The following is a 17567-nucleotide window of genomic DNA, read 5'->3' as shown; positions in this document are numbered from 1 at the left end:
TACTTATTGAGGTGAAGAAATGAAACGCATTGGTATTTTAACAAGTGGTGGAGATGCGCCAGGTATGAACGCTTCAGTTCGTGCTGTTGCACGTCGTGTAATTGGTGAAGGATTAGAAGCATATGGTATTAACTATGGTTTTGCAGGCTTAGTTGCCGGGGATATTCATAAAATTGAATATGCTGACGTTGATGATGTTATTCAACGTGGTGGAACAATGTTGTACTCAGCTCGTTATCCTGAATTTGCAACTGCTGAAGGACAATTAAAGGGTATTGAACAACTTAAGAAGTTCGGTATTGATGCTTTAGTTGTTATCGGTGGGGATGGTTCATATCATGGTGCTCTTGCACTCACAAAACGTGGATTTAATGCTGTTGGTATTCCAGGAACAATCGATAATGATATTCCTGATACAGATTTTACAGTTGGATTTGATACAGCTGTTAATACAGCTCTTGATGCAATTGATCGTATTCGCGACACTGCTCGTTCACATCAACGTACATTTATCGTTGAAGTTATGGGTAGAAACGCTGGAGATATTGCTTTGTGGTCTGGTATCGCCGGTGGCGCTGATATTATTGTTATTCCTGAAAAGGGGTATAACATGCAAGAAATTGCGGATAAACTCAACAATAACCGTGAACATGGCAAGGACTCAGGAATTATCGTATTAGCCGAAGGTGTTATGGGTGCTAGCGATTTTGCTGCTGAATTGGACACATACGGTAATTTTGAAACACGTGTGACTATCTTGGGTCATACGCAACGTGGTGGTGTACCAACTGCCAAAGATCGTGTCTTAGCAAGTCGCTTTGGTGATTATGCTGTTCAACTTCTCATGGAAGGTAAGGGCGGATTAGCCATCGGTATTCAAAACAACGAATTAGTTGCTGAAGATATCGTTGCAACGCTTGAAGAACATAAACATCATACTGATTTAAGTCTTTTAGACTTAAACGCACGACTATCAACACCTAGATAATTATAATATCGTTATTTATAAATAATAAGTAAACTAAGAGGAGATCATAATATAATGAAAAAAACTAAAATCGTAAGTACACTTGGTCCAGCCAGTTCAGATCTTGATACAATTGTTAAATTAATCGAAGCCGGTGCTAATGTTTTCCGTTTCAACTTTTCTCATGGTGACCATGAAGAACATTTAGGTCGTATGACTTTAGTTCATGAAGCAGAAAAAATTACTGGTAAAATGGTTGGTATCATGCTTGATACTAAGGGTGCAGAAATCCGTACTACTGTTCAAAAAGAAGGTAAAATCAACTTTGAAATCAACGATATCGTTCGTATTTCAATGGATGACTCTCTTGAAGGAACACATGAAAAGATTGCTGTTACTTACCCAGGTTTAATCGAAGATGTTCATGTTGGAGGCCACGTATTATTTGATGATGGTCTTATCGATATGAGAATTGACGAAATCGATACAGCTGCTAAAGAATTAGTAACAACTGTTATGAATGCTGGTCGTTTAGGTTCACGTAAAGGTGTTAACGCTCCTGGTGTATCAATTAACTTACCTGGTATTACTGAAAAAGATTCAGATGATATCCGTTTTGGTTTAGATCAAAATATTGATTTCATTGCTGCTAGTTTTGTACGTAAACCAGCTGATGTTTTAGATATCCGTGCTTTACTTGAAGAAAAAGGGATGGAACATGTTCAAATCTTCCCTAAAATTGAATCACAAGAAGGTATTGATAACATTGATGCTATCATGGAAGTTTCTGAAGGATTAATGATTGCCCGTGGTGATATGGGTGTTGAAATTCCTGCTGAAAATGTACCTTTAGTTCAAAAAGACTTAATCAAAAAATGTAATGCTTTGGGCAAACCAGTTATTACTGCTACTCAAATGCTTGATTCAATGCAAGAAAACCCACGTCCTACACGTGCTGAAGCTTCTGATGTTGCTAATGCCGTATTTGATGGAACAGATGCAACAATGCTTTCAGGTGAAAGTGCTAACGGTGACTACCCTGTAGAATCAGTTGCAACAATGGCTCGTATTGATGAAAAAGCTGAAAATGCTTTACGCGCTCATGGTTCATTTGTTTTAAATGAATTCGATAAGAGTGACGTTACAGAAACTATCGGCCGTGCAGTTGCTGAAACAGCTGATAGCTTAGGTATCAAAACAATCATCGCTGCTACAAAATCGGGTCAAACTGCACGTATGATTTCTAAATACCGTCCTGATTCAGATATCTTAGCAATTACTTTTGACGAACAAACTCGTCATGGTTTATCAGTTAACTGGGGTGTTCACCCAATTATCGCTGAAAAACCAGCATCAACAGATGCATTGTTTAGCTTAGCAACTGAAAAAGCTAAAGAATTAGGTTTTGCTAAAAAAGGCGACCTTATCTTAATTACTGCTGGTCTTCCAGTTGGTGAAAAAGGTACAACAAACAGTTTGAAAGTTCAATTAGTAGATTAATTGTATCAAGATTCAAGTTTTTGAGTTTTTCGGTGACATTAGTTGCCATGATAAACCGAATCTTGTATCAATTTCACACTGAAAAAGTGGTTAGACTTCATAAGTCTAGCCGCTTTTTTTATTACTCAATATTTTTATTCAATTGGCTATTAAGCCTAATATCAGGTAAAATGAAGTCATATAGTGATTTTATGAATATAAATAAATTGGCATAAAATAAATAAGATTTTTTGAAATGGAGAAATAAATGAGTTCAATTATGGGACAAATTGTTACCGCAATGGTAACCGATGAGAACGACACAGAGTTTTTAGTACAAAAAGATGGCACAACAATGCATTTGCTAAAAGATGATACAAATGGTCAATTGACAAATGGTTCAATGGTTAAAGGCTTTGTTTATGAAAATGAGGACCACGACTTAAGTCTTTCAACAACTATCCCTAGAGCAGGTATAGATCAATACGCTTTTGGAGATGTGGTTAAGGTTAGGAGAGATTTAGGTGTCTTTGTTGATATCGGCTTGCCAGATAAAGATGTAGCAGTTTCGCTAGATGACTTACCAGAAATGAAATCACTTTGGCCAAAAGCCGGTGATCGATTAATGGTCGGTCTTAAAATAGATGCTAAAGATCGTATTTGGGGTGATGTTGCGGATGAAGAAATGTTCCGCGAGATTGCTAAAAAGCCTGATGATTCTTTAAAAAATAAGAATATGAAATTTACGGTTATTCGTTTGAAAATGATTGGTACGTTTGTCATTACGGATGATGATTACTTAGGTTTTATTCATCCTTCAGAACGATTTAACGAACCCCGACTAGGACAAGTCTTAGAAGGTCGCGTGATTGGAATTAGAACGGATGGCACAATTAACTTGTCTATTAAACCACGTGCCTATGAAGCAATTGGAGACGATGCGGCTATGTTGGTTGCAGCGTTGACGCATAATGACGATCAAAGTTTACCATTCACTGATAAAAGTGATCCAGAAGATATTAAAGAATATTTTGGCATTAGCAAGGGACAATTTAAAAGAGCAGTTGGTCATTTATTAAAAGGACGTTATGTTAAACAAGAAGACGGCAAACTTATTTTAATAAAAATGCCTGAGGAACTTGAAAACAATGCGGATGAATCAATTGACGATATAGAAAATCAATAGATAGTGAGGGATTCTGGTGGATAAAGTACAACAAATAAACTTCATTGAAAATAAAATTCACCAGTCTAACTTTAAATTGACACCTCAACGTCAAGCTATTATAGCCGTTATTTACAAACGCGTTAATGAACATTTAAGCCCGGAAGAAATTTTTGCCCTTGTGAAAAAAGAATCATCTGAAATAGGGTTAGCAACAGTGTATAGAACGTTAGATGTACTGGTTGAGTTAAACATCATTGATAAGATAGTCTTTGAGGATGGCATGGCTAGATATGATTTAACCATAAATGATAAACAGCATTTTCATCACCATCTTTTATGCACTCAGTGTGGTTCAATTGAAGAGATTCATGAAGATTTGTTAGAAGACGTTGAGAGACTAGTCTCTCAACAATTTCATTTCTTAGTAACAGATCATAGACTTACTTTTCACGGAGTATGCATGAATTGTCAAAGAAAATCAAAAGAATAAGAGACGTTGCGATTCATGTAACGTTAAATTTATTTGTTTAGAAATGTTTCGTATGATAAGGTATTTCGTGAAGATGTCATGCATAAAGGAGATCAATAATGCTTATTAAGTATAAGAACGATTATGAGAAGATTGCGATGGGCCTATTATCATTCATACCTGACCTGAAAGATGTTACCAGAATTAATTCAGCAATTAAGGGTTACCTAGATATAGATAACCGAGATTTGTATCTTTGGAAAAATGAAGATGGTGACTTTACTGGTGTAGTTGGTATAGAAGATGATGGGAATATTGTAGTAGTTCGAGCAATCTCATTGAGTCCGGATGAAAGACATAAGAAGGTTAGTTTTTTAATTTTAGACGCGGTCTTGGCGTTGTACCCCGATAGAAAAATTATGGGAACGATTGATACAACAAAATTAATTGAAAAATGGGAAATGCAAAAAAATGAGTCAAAAGGGTGAATCGATTAACCATGTGACGTTAAAATTGGCATCATTTGAAGGCCCACTTGATTTGTTGTTGCACTTAATTAAGGATGCCGAAATGGATATTTATGATATTCAGATTTCGTCAATAACTGATCAATATCTGTCAATTATTAATAGAACTGGGCAAATGCCTTTAGATGCAATTGGTCAGTATTTAGTAATGGCGTCAACTTTAATGGAAATTAAGAGTAGAATGCTTCTACCCGTGATTGATTCTGAGGTAGTGGAGGACGAAATTGATCCAAGGACTGATTTAGTTGAGCAATTAGTTGAATATCAAAATTTTAAAAATGCGTCTAATAAATTAGAATCTATGGCGAGTAACCGTTCGGATTATTTTTCGAAGGAACAAAGTTGTACACCAAAAGAAGTTGTTGATGAACAGCCACTTGTTATTCCCGGTTTGAACCTAGATGTTCTGCAAAACGCTTTTAAGAGGGTTTTGGTAAAGCAAGTTGAGCGGCAACCCGTTCAAAAGAAAATAAATGTACAATCATTTTCACTTGCTGATAAAATAACAGAAATTGAACAAATCTTAGTGTGTTCGAATGGACGGTTAACCTTCGATGATCTTTTTGAACACCCGATGGTAGTTAGCGAAATTGTGCTCACTTTTTTAGCGATATTAGAGTTGTCAAAATTGGATCAAATTAAATTGAAGCAAACTAATAGTTATGAAATGATTCAAATCATAAAAGTGGAAGTGTAAGGCAATATTAGGAGGTATGAGAGTGAGTCATTTAGCAAATATTGAAGGACTTTTATTTGTAAGTGGGGATCAGGGCATATCTCTATCAGAATTATCTAGATTAACTGGCTTAATGAAATCAGCGGTTAAAGAACAACTTGATAGATTAGCTACTAAGTATGTAAATGATCCAAACTCTAGTTTACAGTTAATCCAATATGACGATTTTTGGCAACTAGTAACAAAAAGAGAACTAGCCAGTTTAATTAAAAATTATTTTGAAAACCCTAATTCAAGAAAACTGTCCGCGGCGGCCTTAGAGACATTAGCAATTATTGCTTATAAGCAACCCACAACGCGGATTGAAATTGATACAATTAGGGGTGTTCAAAGTTCAGGCTCATTGCAAAAATTGATTGCGTTAAATCTAGTTGGCGAAAGCGGACGTCTTAATGCCCCAGGAAGACCAATTTTGTATAAAACGACAATTCAATTTTTAAATTACTTTGGACTAAATGGACTTAAAGAACTTCCAGTAATTGATGAAAATCAGGATTTTAACTTAGATCCTGGGCAGCTTTTTTTAACTAATTTTAACGAAAAATTACAAGAAGACGAGGAATAATATGGCAGAAGCAGAAAGATTACAAAAAGTTATGGCGCAAGCGGGAGTTGCCTCTCGAAGACAATCTGAGAAAATGATTTCAGAAGGCCACGTTAAGGTAAATGGCAAGGTCGCAAATGAGTTAGGCATTAAAGTGACGAGTGAGGATAAAATTGAAGTTGATGGTATTCGCTTGAATGAGGAACCATTAGTCTATTATTTATTCTACAAACCAAGAGGCGTTATCTCTTCCGTTAAGGATAATAAAGATCGTAAGGTTGTAACGGATTACTTTCCTGGCGTAAGGGAAAGAATCTATCCAGTAGGTCGATTGGATTATGATACATCGGGACTACTTTTAATGACAAACGACGGTGAATTAGCCAACAAGATGACTCATCCAAAATATAAAATTGATAAGACTTATGTTGCAAAAGTAAATGGAATTCCATCTAATGATGACCTAAAAGCTTTACGTCAAGGGATTGTTATAGATGGTAAGAAAACGGCACCTGCTCATTCTAAAATTATTTCGGCAGATAAAAACAAACAAAAAGCAATCGTCTCATTAACGATTCATGAAGGTCGAAATCATCAAGTAAAGAACATGATGGCCGAAATTGGTCATCCAGTCGAAAAATTAAAACGTGAAACTTATGGGTTCTTGGACTTATACGGGTTAACGTCAAGTCAATATCGTGAACTTTCTGAAGAAGAGGTTCACGCGCTAAAAAGTATCGCCGAGCGTAAATAATTGTAACTCTTTTTATCATATGTTATATTCTATAACGTAATAAAATATTTGGTTCGTCTTCAGGGGCAGGGTGAAATTCCCGACCGGCGGTGATAGTCCGCGACCCACATTACATATGTGGCTGGACTGGTGAAATTCCAGTATCGACAGTTAAAGTCTGGATAAAGAAGATAGGGCTTATTTGAGTAAGTAATTTCAAATGAACTCTGTTAATCTTCATTGATTAATGGCGTTCATTTTTTATTTATTTAAAGGGTTCTTCATTGAAGATGGCCTTCCAGGAGGTTTTCTAGTATGAATCGTTCACCAATTTTCAGAGTTGTGATTACGGCGTTTTTAGCCGCTATCTCGTACGTATTAATGTTTTTATCTTTCCCGGTAATACCGCTGATCCCGTATTTAAAAATAGATTTTAGCGATTTGCCTATTTTAATTGGCTTCTTCATCTTGGGTCCATTGGGTGGCGTAATGGTAGCTATAGTCCGGTCTTTATTGTATCTTGTTTCGACCGGGACGGATATTGCCAGTTTGATAGGTGTTGGAACTAATTTCTTAGCATCAATGGCAGTTTCATTTCCAGCTTATTATATTCTTAAAGGTGGTAGTGGTATTAAACCCACAATTTGGAAGAGTATATTGACCATTTTAACAAGTACGCTAGTGCTGACTGTGTTGCTATCTATTGCGAATTATTTTGTCATCTTACCAGTGTACTTAAATGTTATTGGTATGGATATCGGTATGTCAGTATCGAAGTATGTTGTTATCGGCGTCATTCCTTTTAATATTATAAAGGGCATTTTAGTTGTTGGGGTATTTAGTGTCCTGTACCGCAGAATGTATAGTTGGGTTCAACTGAATAATAAAAAGTATAAAAAAATATAGTATAATAGGGGAGAATTCTTAAAGGATTCTTCCCTATTTTGTTTTAAAAGGATGATAATTTATGATTGAAGATTATATTTTGCAAATGTTTCAAGAGGATCCTCGCCGTCCTAACGTTGTGTATAGTATTATCATAGGACGAAATACAGTTTCAAATATATACTGGGGTATGCGTTACAATTTACTAGACTACTTTGGAATGGATCCTCAATTTTCGAATATGCTATTTCGGGAAAATATTGTTAAATTACAAAAAAATAAATTACTTGATGAGAATGAAGTAGGAGTTAAGCTGACCAGTTTAGGATTAGAACGGAAAAAGAAATTAAAAAAAAGCCTATATCAAGTTAAATATCCTAAGTTAATGAACCAATATAGATTGAATGAGTGGTCAGAGACGCTTACTTTAGCTATTCAAGTTATATCTGAGCTCAGTTTTACTAATCGACATTACTATCCCATAATGACATCTGAGTTAACTAAATTTAATATTAAGAGATGGCTTTCTAATAATGTTAAGGAGAAATTAGTAAGCCAAGTCCATTCAGAATTAGAACTCTTTATCAAAGAACTGGATACAAACGCAGAATTAATTTTTATGAATAAATTGATTGGACACCAACTTAATGGATTAACTAATAAACAGTTAGCAATTGAGTTGACCCTTTCAGAAATAGAGACCGACTTAATATATCGTGATACAATGAATTATTTTGCGAGTTGGATAGAACAACAAGAACAAAGTGTGTTTAAAGAATTGGTTCAGTTAATTCGAAACAAAGGAATCATTTCCGAAAGCGCGCAAGATACGATGAAGTTTATAAATGCAGGTTTGTCCGTCAACGATATTGCTAGAAAAAGACAATTAAAGAAAAGTACAATAAACGAACATTTACTTGAACTAGCAATGTTTGATGACAAATTTCCTTACCAACTATTTTTGACTAGCGAGTTAGTTGGTATTTTAACGAAGATAATTGGCGGAAATATTGATCAATATTCTTTTCAGGAAATACAAGAAAAAATACCGGAAATTGATTTTTTTGATTATCGCCTGTATCAAATTTATAGGAGTAAAAACGGATGACAACAATAAATTTAAAAGAAAAACTGTCGGAATATTTTGGGTTTGAGTCATTTATGTCGGGGCAAGAAGAGACAATTAAAACCGTTTTGTCAGGACATGATACGCTTTCGGTACTACCTACAGGGACTGGGAAATCGCTATGTTACCAATTGGCCGGTTATCTTATGAATGGAACAACGCTTATTGTTTCACCGTTATTATCATTAATTCAAGATCAAGTTAGCCAATTTAATTTTCGTGGAAATGGCGTAGCAATTGGCTTAACATCATTATTAAGTTATTCTGAAAAAAAATATGTACTAAAAAATATTAAAGCTTATAAATTTATCTACCTATCTCCCGAAATGTTAAGTCAGGTTGAAGTTATCAGTGCATTAAAAAGCATTAACGTATCCTTGTTTGTTGTTGATGAGGCACATTGTATTTCAACTTGGGGACCCGATTTTAGACCCGATTATTTAAACTTAAATAATGTCATTGCTGAACTTGGTGAACCACTTATCTTGGCTTTAACGGCAACGGCAACACCAAGAATTCAAGATGATATTGTTGCACAATTAAAAATGCCAAATCGTTCTTTTAATAAAATTATTAGATCAGTTAATCGGGAAAATATTTTTTTGAGCACGATAAAAGTAAATGATGAATTTGAAAAAAATGAACAATTATTAGGATTGTTAAACAAGTTGGATGGCGTTGGGATTATTTATTTCTCGAGTAAGAAAAAAGCAAATGAAATCTCGGAGTTAATAAACCAGTATACGAAACTGAAGTCTGAACCGTATCATGCTGATTTAACTGATACGGCAAGGTACATCGTGCAACAACAATTTATGATGAATCAAATTGATGTTATCTGTGCGACGAGTGCTTTCGGCATGGGAATCAATAAGAAGGATATTCGCTATGTCATTCATTACCATATGCCCGCTAATTTTGAAAGCTACGTGCAGGAATTTGGTCGAGCTGGTCGGGATGGGCAACAAAGTATTGCAATAGTATTCTCTCAAGTAAACGATTTGTTCTTACAGAGGAGATTAATCGATTTAACGATTCCGGATGCTGATTTTATTAAGCTATATTTTAAAAAACATGCAGAATTAGTTGGACTCGGTGAAGAAAAAGGTAAGCTGCTAGATTATTATTATGAGAAGCATGACACAGTTGATCAGGTGCAAGCGCTATTCAGACAAAGAAAAATCGAAAAAGAGATTGGGTTACAAAGCATGATGGCATTTATTGATTCCAATCAGTGCCGAAAACAAGAAATTTTAAGACATTTTGGTGAATCAAAAGTAGTACAACACGATAAAAGCTGTTGTTCAGTCGTTTTTACTGAAAAGACACTTGAGGTAATTGGCCTGAAAAAAAGGATAAACGTAACCGATGAAAAACGATTAATTCAATCGTCAGAAACAATTATGACAAAATTATTTCAAAAATCCTGAGAATAATTTGGATTGTTATGGTAAAATAATGGTAATTGTTTTTAGGAGGATTGAAAAATTGAGTGATAAAAAAGATAATTCAGAGAAAAAGCCGTGGGAAAAATCGTTTGAAGATGATAGGGATGACAATGGGAATTATTCTCGATCAGCAAACAGACGTAAGAGTAAGAATAGTTCGTTATTGACCACAGGATTATTAGTTGTTTTTGTAGCCATTATTGTTGGAACAATTGGTTTTTATATTGTTGAAAGTAACAAGGTATATCAGCCAGAAGATGTCGCAACAAGCGAAAGCTCTTCAAGTAAAAAGACTGTAGCTAAGACGGATGATACGGCAAGTTCTGAATCAAAAGTTAAAGCGGAATCAGAATCTAAAGTAAAAGCAAGTTCTGAATCGAAAGCTAAAGCAAAATCGGATTCAGAGTCGAAGGCTAAGGCGGAATCAGAATCGAAATCAAAAGTAAGTTCTGAATCTGCATCTAGTGCTTCGTCAAGTTCTGAAAGTGCATCTAGTTCATCATCAAATTCGAGTGTAACCGTTGAAGCGGGACAAGGTATTTATCGTATTGCGGTAAATAACGGCTTGAGTATAGATCAACTTTTGGAATTGAATCCGGGATTAACTGCTAGTTCGGCAATTAGTGCAGGACAACAAATAAGAGTTAAATAATACATATGGGATTGATATCTAATCAATCCTATTTTTATGGAGGAATCAACAGATGAAAGAACATATCCAAATTGCGATAGACGGGCCGGCATCGGCAGGTAAGAGTACTGTTGCCAAGTTGGTTGCAAAAAAATTAAACTATGTTTATTGTGATACAGGCGCAATGTATCGAGCAATCACTTTTGAAGCGATGGCAAAAAATATCTCGTTAGATGATGATAATGAGTTAGTTAACTTATTAAAAAAGACGACAATTTCATTTAAACCAGCCGTTCCAGAACAATTAGTTTTTATAAATGATCAAGATATCACGCAGGCTATTCGTCAACCAGAAGTAACTAATAATGTCTCAACGGTTGCTGCTCAAGAAGGCGTCCGTCAGGAATTAGTAAAACGTCAACAAGAAATTGCTGATGCGGGTTCAATTGTTATGGACGGCCGTGATATTGGTACGACGGTACTGCCAAATGCTGAGATTAAGATTTTTTTAGTCGCTAGTGTTAAAGAACGTGCACTTCGTCGCTTCAAAGAAAACCAAATTAAAGGTATTGATACGGCGCTCGATATTTTAGAGTTAGAAATTGCCGAACGGGATAGAAAAGATTCTACACGTGAAATTTCCCCACTTGTACAGGCAAAAGATGCTATACTTGTAGATACAACTTCAATGAATATTGAAGGCGTTGTACAGAAAATTATGGAAATAATTAACAAACAATAAAATAAAATATGAAAAATGAGTATTAGTACTAGTAATTACTCTTCATTTCAGCTAGAATAATAAATAGAGTTTATTCGCTAAGGAGGACATTGTCCATGAGTAATATTGAAGAAAATAATGATTTACTAGAAGCACTAAATAGTGTGAGTGAAGTTAAGGTTGGTTCTGTTATAAAAGGTGAAGTTTTAGCTATTGATGATGCTAAACAAGTCATTGTTGGTATTGAAGGTGCCGGAGTTGAAGGTGTCGTTCCAGCAAAAGAACTAGCACTTAAAGCTGGCGAAGAAACAGAAGACGTTGTCAAAATTGGTGACGTTATGGATTTAGTTGTTATTTCAAGTATCGGTGGCGATAAAGAAGGTGGTAGTTACTTACTATCACAAAGAAGAATTGCTGAACGTGAAGTTTGGAATGACTTACAAAAATTGGCTGACGATGATGCTACAATCGAAGCTACAATCACACAAGTTGTTAAAGGTGGATTGGTTGCTGATGCCGGTGTACGTGGATTCGTACCTGCTTCAATGATTGATGATCGTTTTGTTGAAGATTTATCAAAATACAATCACCAAACATTAGATTTCAAGATTATTGAAATTGACCCAACTGAAAATAGATTAATCTTGTCACATAAAGCAATCGTTAAAGCTCAAAGAGATGCTCAAAAAGCTGAAACACTCAAAACTTTAACTGTTGGTGAAGTTGTAACTGGAACAGTGGCTCGTTTAACTAACTTTGGTGCATTCGTTGACCTTGGTGGTATTGATGGACTTGTTCATATTTCAGAAATTTCATACAACCGTATTTCAAAAGCAGAAGACGTTTTATCTGTTGGCGAAGAAGTTAAAGTTAAAGTATTGGCAATTGATTTAGATAAAAACCGTATCTCATTGTCAATCAAACAAACATTACCTCAACCATGGGATAATGTTGAAAATGACATTCATGTAGATGATGTTTTAGATGGTACTGTTAAACGTTTAACAACATTTGGTGCATTTGTTGAAGTTATGCCTGGAATTGAAGGATTAGTTCATATTTCACAAATTTCTTACACACATATTGCAACGCCAGGTGAAGTTCTAAAAACTGGTCAAGCTGTTCAAGTTAAAGTACTTGAAGTGCATCCAGCAGAACATCGTTTAGCTTTATCAATTAAAGCTCTTGAAGAAAAACCAGCAACAGAAGAAAAACCTGAAAAGAAAAAAACAGTTAAAAAAGCTGCACCAAAAGCTAAAGCACCTAAATCAACAATGAGTGGTATGCCAGAAGAAAGTACTGGTTTCACACTTGGAGATATTTTAGGTAAAGCATTAGAAGATGCAGATACTAACAAATAATTAAAATATTATTTTAAGTAACGACTGAACTGTAGTTCAGTCGTTTTTATTATTATAAGAGATATTCAGAAAGTGAGGTACCGTCTATGGCAAATCCTGTTGTAGCAATTGTTGGTCGTCCTAATGTTGGGAAGTCCACAGTTTTTAATAGAATAGCCGGGGAACGAATTTCAATTGTTGAAGATACCCCGGGTGTTACACGAGATCGTATTTATGCACATAGTGAGTGGTTAGCGCAGAAGTTTAGTCTAATTGATACCGGTGGTATTGATATTGGTGATGAACCATTCTTAACGCAAATTACTGAACAAGCACAAATTGCGATTGATGAAGCTGATGTTATTGTTTTTCTTGTGAGTGTTAAAGAAGGCGTAACGGATGCCGATGAAAAAGTTGCTAAAATTTTATATCGTTCGGATAAACCAGTCATTTTAGCCGTTAATAAAGTAGATAATCCGGAATCCCGACAAGATATTTTCGATTTTTATTCATTAGGATTCGGCGAACCATTCCCAGTTTCTGGGAGTCATGGGCTTGGTGTCGGTGATTTATTGGATGAAATCACAAAGAAATTTCCCGAAAATGTTCCAGATGAAGATGATAGTCGAATTAAATTTAGTTTAATTGGCCGTCCTAATGTTGGTAAATCTTCATTAGTAAATGCTATCTTGGGAGAAAATAGAGTGATTGTTTCACCCATTGAAGGAACAACACGAGACGCGATTGATACGGCTTTTGATACAGACGAAGGCGATATGTTCTCAATGATCGATACTGCCGGTATTAGAAAACGCGGAAAAGTTTACGAAAATACTGAAAAATATTCCGTTTTACGTGCCATGCGTGCTATTGATCGATCAGACGTCGTTTTGGTCGTGTTAAACGCTGAGGAAGGTATTCGCGAACAAGATAAACGTGTTGCTGGTTACGCTCATGAAGCAGGCCGTGGTATTATTATTGTCGTTAATAAATGGGATACGCTTGAAAAAGATAATCATTCATTATCTGACTTTGAAGCTAATATCCGTCAAGAATTTGCTTATCTAAGTTATGCACCTATTATCTTTGTGTCAGCAATTACGCAACAACGTTTGACTAAGATACCTGAATTAATCAAACGTGTTAATGAGAACCATAGTCGTCGTATAACGTCATCAGTATTAAATGATGTGATTATGGATGCCGTAGCGCATAACCCAACGCCAACTGATAATGGTAAACGTTTAAGAATCTATTATTCAACGCAGGTAGCCATTCAACCACCTACGTTTGTTGTGTTCGTTAACGATACAGATCTTATGCACTTTTCATATGAACGATTCTTAGAAAATCAGATTAGAACGTCATTTGATTTTGAAGGAACTCCAATTCATGTTATTGAAAGAAGAAGAAAATAAATTAGGATAGATAAAACGCTATCATTATATCTTTTTTTCTTCAAAAAGGGTTAAATACCTTGATGTAATACGTTTTGTGTGGTATCTTAAATAAAGAATTAGTAGAGTAATCTCTGGTTCTGTTATTATTATTTATTTTAATAATAATAGCTGAATATCCTTGGATATTTGGACACATTTTAGGGGAGGTGAAACATTATGGCAAACAAAGCACAATTAATCGAAAATGTTGCAAAAGAAACAGGTTTGACGAAAAAAGATGCTACAGTTGCAGTTGACGCTGTATTTGGTTCAATCCAAAACACATTAGCTACAGGCGAAAAAGTTCAATTAATCGGTTTCGGTAACTTTGAAGTACGCGAACGCGCTGCTCGTAAAGGTCGTAACCCACAAACTGGTGAAGAAATTCAAATCCCTGCAAGTAAAGTACCTGCATTTAAACCAGGTAAAGCTTTAAAGGATTCAGTTAAATAATACTTAGAAAAAGCTAGTACAATTCATTTTGTACTAGCTTTTTCATTCTATAATTTATTTTATAGACAATAGTCATGTAAGTAATTACTGGCTATTGTGTGCATGATAGATTAAACTAATTCGTATTGATTCGACAACGAAGTGAAAGGAAGTTAATTAATGACACATTCAGAAATTATGTTAGATTACTTGGACGAAGGTCAAATAGACGAAGCAATGAAGGAGTTTGCCAAGGCGTTAAGAAAAGATAACGATGCGACGTTATTTAGTTTGGCAGAAGAATTATATAGTTTGGGCTTTTTAGCACAATCAAAACGTACCTATGAAAGATTGCTAGAAAAATATCCAGAAGAAGACACATTACGGACTTTCTTGGCAGATATTGCGATCAGCGAGGGTAAATCTGATGAGGCACTCAATTATTTATCGGAAATTGATGAGGATTCAGATGCTTATCTACAATCGCTAATGGTTGCGGCTGATCTTTATCAAACGCAGGGTATGTTTGAAGTTAGTGAAAATAAGCTATTGACTGCATTTAGATTGGCTCCGGATGAAGAGGTCATTCAATTTGCTCTAGGTGAATTGTACTTCAATACCAAACAATTCAGTCAAGCAATTGGATTTTACCTTGAATTAATCAAGGCGGGACAAACTGAGCTTTCGCAGGTTAACTTGGTTCAAAGACTTGGTGTTAGTTATGCAAATAGTGGACAATTTGAAAAAGCAATGGCGTACTTGGAACAAATACATTTAGAAAATATGGATTCCGATACTAAATTACAAATGGGACTGACTTATTTGCAATTGAACGATCAACAAAAAGCGATTGATATTCTATACGATTTAAAAGAAGAAGATCCATCTTACACGTCGCTTTATCCAATTCTTGGTCAAGCATTGTCAAATGAGAATAGATTGAATGATGCCTTACTTGTCTATCAAGAAGGTTTGTCCGTTGACGAGGTAAATGATACATTATACGAACAAGCAGCTGTTGTGGCTTTAAAATTGGACGACGAGAAGCAAGCCGAGAAGTATTTAAATAAGGCAATCGACATAAATCCTGATAATACGGGTATATTACTTCAATTGAGTAACTTGTTAGTTAAGCAAGAACGCGATGACGAAGACGTAAAATTGTTAGAAGACATAAAAAGCGATGGTGATGTAGATCCTCAAATATTCTGGAATCTAGCGATATCATATGAAAGACTTGAAAATTATGAGAAAGCTGAAGAAAATTATTTGGAGGCATACCCATACTTTACTAATCAAAGTGATTTTCTAAGATCTGTTATATTTGTTTTTAGAGAAAATGGTCGACAAGAAGAATTACAAGATGCAATTAAACATTATCTAGCATTAGTGCCCGATGATCAAGAAATTATTGATATTCAAAACGATATAAACGATTAGAAAAAACGTTTATGCTACTAGGTATGGACGTTTTTCTGACTTATCTAGTTAAGGCGAGATAAGCTACTTTTAACGGATAGTTGTGCTCTGAGGAGGGGATTAAATGTTAAAGATTCAGTTAGTCACACCTAAATTAGAAGATAGTGATGAAATATTTAATTTAGTTGACCGTAATCGTTCTGAATTAGAACGTTGGCTTCCTTGGGTCAGATTAATGAAATCGAGTGCAGACGAGACTAATTTTTTACGAAATTCTCTGAAAGATTCAACTAAACTTACATTTGGCATAGTAATCAATCAAAATTTTGTTGGTATGATTGATTTACATGAGATAAAATCGGAAACCGCAGAGGTGGGTTATTGGTTAGATAAGGATTCAGTAGGGAAAGGGATCGGGTCATCGGCGCTGAAAAATCTTGAGACGTTATCAACGAGAGACTATAAAATTAGAGAATTAAAAATAATTTTAAATATGGACAATCAAAAAAGTATGAATGTGGCAAAAAGAAATGGTTATCAGTTTATTGAACAAAATGGACAAAACTTAGTTTTCAAAAAGGAACTAGAAATTTTCTAGTTCCTTTTTTGCATCTAAATGGTTAGTTTTTGCTCGATAATTAAATGGCGGTAATATAACAGTGAACTCGGATCAAGTCTTAAAGTCTTCATGAATTCAGTATCTGTTGTCATATTATGTGTGAGAATATAAAAGCATATAGCCGATTGATATAAAGAGCTTGGAGAGATGTTGGGAGCAATAAAATGTAAATCTTTTTTTAAAAATTTATGTAAACCGGGTAAAGATAGTAATGGGGAATCAATATTTTGACGTAATTTTAAAAAGGAATCGTCTGACCGCTGTAAGTCTTGCAGAGTCTTAATATGCACGTCAAATTGATTTAAAAATAAGCGTTCTGATTCTGAGAAAGAACGTAGTTTGAAAGTACGGTAAAAACCAGGTTGTAAAATTTCAGAAATTTTATAGAAGTGACGAGTCATTAGTAATACGAGTCTCGAGTAATAACTAATTTCTGAATTTAAAAGATAAGAGTCAAAGTTCAATAACCAATCAAAAGTCGGGACAGAACTTTGGACATTTTTTTTGCCTTTCAACATTAATGTTGGAATATGTGTATTTATTTGATGAATGAATAAGTATTTAAAATAACCGTTTAGATGAGATAAAACTTTTGTATACGTTGAATTCTTAACTTCTCTTTGGACCTGCAGCATTGATAGGTATTGTCTGACGTCTGATTCTAGAATAGTTTCAACATTACTATTTTCAAGGTAAGCATCGTTAAAGTGGCGTAGAAAATTAAAAAAGTCGCTAAGATCATGATTATATTCCATAATTGTTGCATTCGATAGAGAACGGGTGAGTAAAGATAAATTGAATGCTTCTTCGTAAGGATAACTCATTTTAAAACCTCCTAAGTAATAAATAATAAGTTACTTTAACTATAACACGATTAAAAAGAA

At 34.9% G+C, this 17567-nt stretch carries 18 protein-coding genes, 1 pseudogene and 1 riboswitch; of the genes and pseudogenes, 18 read left to right on the top strand and 1 reads right to left on the bottom strand.

The features are described 5' to 3' along the window. Positions 1-19 precede the first annotated feature (19 nt). From pfkA to N0K73_RS02105, 18 genes and pseudogenes are all read left to right on the top strand, one after another. Complete coding sequence (pfkA, locus tag N0K73_RS02190; RefSeq protein WP_057973574.1) at positions 20-988, top strand: 6-phosphofructokinase; 969 nt, start codon at positions 20-22, stop codon at positions 986-988. Between the two features lie 54 nt (positions 989-1042). Then, positions 1043-2461 (top strand): annotated as a pseudogene (pyk, locus tag N0K73_RS02185) (pyruvate kinase); the annotation flags it as partial. Between the two features lie 253 nt (positions 2462-2714). After that, the gene (locus N0K73_RS02180) at positions 2715-3632 is read left to right on the top strand and encodes a CvfB family protein (RefSeq protein ID WP_057973572.1); all 918 of its coding nucleotides are present in this window, start codon (positions 2715-2717) and stop codon (positions 3630-3632) included. 10 nt (positions 3633-3642) lie between these two features. Beyond that, positions 3643-4104, top strand: coding sequence for a Fur family transcriptional regulator (locus tag N0K73_RS02175; RefSeq protein ID WP_181647343.1), 462 nt, complete (start codon positions 3643-3645; stop codon positions 4102-4104). Positions 4105-4202: 98 nt separating this feature from the next. Beyond that, on the top strand, positions 4203-4571 hold the full coding sequence (locus tag N0K73_RS02170) for a hypothetical protein (RefSeq protein ID WP_057973570.1): 369 nt from the start codon (positions 4203-4205) through the stop codon (positions 4569-4571). Continuing rightward, a complete protein-coding gene (locus N0K73_RS02165) occupies positions 4555-5307 on the top strand; it encodes a segregation and condensation protein A (RefSeq protein WP_112249921.1) in 753 nt (250 codons plus the stop codon). Before N0K73_RS02170 ends, N0K73_RS02165 begins: the two co-directional genes overlap by 17 nt. A 16-nt stretch (positions 5308-5323) precedes the next feature. After that, a complete protein-coding gene (gene scpB, locus N0K73_RS02160) occupies positions 5324-5911 on the top strand; it encodes an SMC-Scp complex subunit ScpB (protein ID WP_112249919.1) in 588 nt (195 codons plus the stop codon). Position 5912: 1 nt separating this feature from the next. After that, positions 5913-6644 carry a pseudouridine synthase gene (locus N0K73_RS02155; RefSeq protein WP_112249917.1) on the top strand — a complete coding sequence of 244 codons (732 nt, stop codon included), beginning with the start codon at positions 5913-5915 and terminating at the stop codon, positions 6642-6644. Between the two features lie 51 nt (positions 6645-6695). Then, a riboswitch (FMN riboswitch) is annotated at positions 6696-6820 on the top strand. A gap of 118 nt (positions 6821-6938) precedes the next feature. Next, positions 6939-7529: an ECF transporter S component gene (locus N0K73_RS02150; RefSeq protein ID WP_112249915.1), complete on the top strand. Its 591-nt coding sequence runs from the start codon at positions 6939-6941 to the stop codon at positions 7527-7529. A 61-nt stretch (positions 7530-7590) separates the two neighbouring features. Beyond that, entirely contained in the window at positions 7591-8616 is a 1026-nt protein-coding gene (locus tag N0K73_RS02145; RefSeq protein WP_146302516.1) for a helix-turn-helix domain-containing protein, read from the top strand. Next, the gene (locus N0K73_RS02140) at positions 8613-10064 is read left to right on the top strand and encodes a RecQ family ATP-dependent DNA helicase (RefSeq protein WP_112249911.1); all 1452 of its coding nucleotides are present in this window, start codon (positions 8613-8615) and stop codon (positions 10062-10064) included. Before N0K73_RS02145 ends, N0K73_RS02140 begins: the two co-directional genes overlap by 4 nt. 58 nt (positions 10065-10122) lie before the next feature. Beyond that, complete coding sequence (locus N0K73_RS02135) at positions 10123-10734, top strand: LysM peptidoglycan-binding domain-containing protein (RefSeq protein WP_057973564.1); 612 nt, start codon at positions 10123-10125, stop codon at positions 10732-10734. A 52-nt stretch (positions 10735-10786) separates the two neighbouring features. Continuing rightward, the gene (gene cmk / locus N0K73_RS02130) at positions 10787-11455 is read left to right on the top strand and encodes a (d)CMP kinase (RefSeq protein ID WP_112249909.1); all 669 of its coding nucleotides are present in this window, start codon (positions 10787-10789) and stop codon (positions 11453-11455) included. A 95-nt stretch (positions 11456-11550) separates the two neighbouring features. Further along, positions 11551-12795 (top strand): 30S ribosomal protein S1, encoded by a 1245-nt coding sequence (gene rpsA / locus N0K73_RS02125; RefSeq protein WP_057973562.1) that lies wholly within the window; start codon positions 11551-11553, stop codon positions 12793-12795. Between the two features lie 86 nt (positions 12796-12881). Further along, positions 12882-14192, top strand: a complete 1311-nt coding sequence (gene der / locus N0K73_RS02120) for a ribosome biogenesis GTPase Der (RefSeq protein WP_057973561.1) — start codon at positions 12882-12884, stop codon at positions 14190-14192. 198 nt (positions 14193-14390) lie between these two features. Continuing rightward, complete coding sequence (locus N0K73_RS02115) at positions 14391-14666, top strand: non-specific DNA-binding protein Hbs (RefSeq protein WP_057973560.1); 276 nt, start codon at positions 14391-14393, stop codon at positions 14664-14666. A 159-nt stretch (positions 14667-14825) separates the two neighbouring features. Next, positions 14826-16085 (top strand): tetratricopeptide repeat protein, encoded by a 1260-nt coding sequence (locus tag N0K73_RS02110; protein WP_112249907.1) that lies wholly within the window; start codon positions 14826-14828, stop codon positions 16083-16085. Positions 16086-16188: 103 nt separating this feature from the next. Beyond that, entirely contained in the window at positions 16189-16662 is a 474-nt protein-coding gene (locus N0K73_RS02105; protein WP_112249905.1) for a GNAT family N-acetyltransferase, read from the top strand. Positions 16663-16676: 14 nt separating this feature from the next. On the opposite strand, the gene N0K73_RS02100 is transcribed toward N0K73_RS02105, so the two are convergent. Beyond that, the gene (locus N0K73_RS02100; RefSeq protein ID WP_112249903.1) at positions 16677-17507 is read right to left on the bottom strand and encodes a site-specific integrase; all 831 of its coding nucleotides are present in this window, start codon (positions 17505-17507) and stop codon (positions 16677-16679) included. Positions 17508-17567: the final 60 nt, after the last annotated feature.

Source organism: Dellaglioa algida (assembly GCF_030127605.1).
GTDB lineage: Bacteria > Bacillota > Bacilli > Lactobacillales > Lactobacillaceae > Dellaglioa > Dellaglioa algida.
The sequence above is the reverse complement of the archived record's forward strand: the minus strand, read 5'-3'. Positions and strand labels throughout refer to the sequence as shown.